2 protein-coding genes are annotated in these 1,821 nt (G+C 55.5%); both read right to left on the reverse strand.

Features of this window, described 5'->3' with window-relative positions; all coding sequences use genetic code 11:
• Nucleotides 1-876: 876 nt before the first annotated feature.
• Nucleotides 877-1,263 (reverse strand): hypothetical protein, encoded by a 387-nt coding sequence (locus RC85_RS25615; RefSeq protein ID WP_068267775.1) that lies wholly within the window; start codon nt 1,261-1,263, stop codon nt 877-879.
• A gap of 157 nt (nt 1,264-1,420) precedes the next feature.
• Nucleotides 1,421-1,821 (reverse strand): hypothetical protein (locus RC85_RS28785; RefSeq protein ID WP_238383243.1); only part of this gene is annotated, 401 nt, incomplete at its 5' end.

Here is a 1,821-nt window from a genome sequence, read left to right on the forward strand (position 1 = left end):
TGCGTGACCAAGGAAGATCGCCGCCGATACGGTACGTCGTCGCCGGTCGTGCAAGCAAAGGGTAAAGCGTCGCATCGCCAACACGAGTATGAATTGATCTAGGAACCGTGAGTGTTAATTCAGGCATTGGTTAAATTGAGCCAGTCGTCATGCATACGAAGCGTTGATCATGGCATGTAGTGATCGGCATGGAATCCATGCGTAGGTTGTGCCCCGCAGGGCGCGAGGAAGGCAGCAAGTGTCCGCGGCTCAGTCGGATAACGGTTCGGTTCAGCGGGTGGCGGGTGAGGACATGCAAGCAAACGGAAACGCCGACCACCGCCACTCCGTTGCAACCGTTGGTTATCCGCGATTATAGACACAAGGCGGACCGCCAACGAGCATGGACTGCGCGAGCAGAAAACAACGGCGGGACGCCGCCAGCACGGACTTCGTCCACGTGGGTGGCATCCGTCGGAGTGTGATCGTATCAACGCGAGGCGAAAAGGGCAAGTTGCGCCCAAATTAGAAGTGAAAACGCTGGCGAAACCAACGCACCGAGATCGCGACCAGAAGTGATAGCAAGCCATAGGTACCGAATGCGATGCCATGACTGTTAGGATCGCCTGGACTGCCCGCGTCCGAGGCGAACAAAGCAGAGCCAATCGTGCCGCCAACAAGAGCAGGGATCAGTAGTGAGTAGAGCGTAGTCCTTGGGACGTCACGCTTAGGTATTGGACGCGGTTTAGATTCAGAGGTAGGCGGATCGTATGGGTTCATGCAGCGAGCGTACCCAGTCGGATAACGGTACGCATCACCGGGCCGGGACGGTTGATGTTCCATTTGTGAAAACGCGCAAGCCCGGCTCCGGTGCATGCGATGGTTATCCGCCGTGTTCTACGCGAAGTCAATGAAGAGTAAGAAGAACCGAACAGCCAAGCCGTAGCACAATCCAGCACCAACTGCAAACGAGAGGTGTCGCCGCCAGTCGTTCCAGAAAAGAAAAGTCGCCAACGCAACTACGAGAATCAAAGGCAGAAAAGAGATAGCACCGCCGAGGATTGGGTTCTCGGTCAATACACCGGCGAAAAGTGAGGAAGGCAGAATCGGCGTTCCAATTTTCAGTGCCCAGTCCGGAAGGTCGCTCCACGGCAGCGTCACCGTGTAGATGCCAGTTAGCATAACGAGAAGAAAGGCAGTGAAGCGCCCGACGTGCTTGCCGTAGTGCTTGAGTTTGCTTCTATTCAGGAAGGACGTAGCCCGAATCGGTAATGCAGTGGTCATGCTGGACTCCAGGGGTTCAGTGAAAGTATGTCTTACGGTACAGCAAAGCGTGGAATCAGGTCCAGGTCAGTCGGATAACGGCCGGGATCACCGGGTACGGAGAGTAAAGTTGACCATCAGGAAAAGCCGGCAAGCCAGACTCCGGTGCATGGCATGGTTATCCGTCCGATTGGGGGCGCGCAATCGCCGAGTCAATCAAGCGAAAGGATCGGACAGCCATTAAGACCGAAAGATGCAGAACAGCAAATACGGCCATAGTCCCGAGGAAATTTACAATCAAGTTGAGTGTGTTCAGGCCGCTTTTCGTTGGGAAGCCAGCAACGGTGGCCGTGTAGCCGGTTGTAGTGTTGGAAACGTCGTAGCGGTATCCGTAGTTGTCTTCGATCCGCCAAGGCCATCCGCGATGTGTTTCGACGACGTAAGCGGTGACAGACGCCTTTTGGATGCTTGGAGGAACAACGCCACGATTGTTTGCGACTGCGGGGAGCGAGGCGAGATACGGCGTTGGTATGTTCTGGCCGGTCATTGTGGGTGCAACGATCTTCGTCGTGGCAGTAT

Origin of the sequence: Rubripirellula obstinata (assembly GCF_001642955.1) — a bacterium.
Taxonomy (GTDB): Bacteria; Planctomycetota; Planctomycetia; order Pirellulales; family Pirellulaceae; genus Rubripirellula; species Rubripirellula obstinata.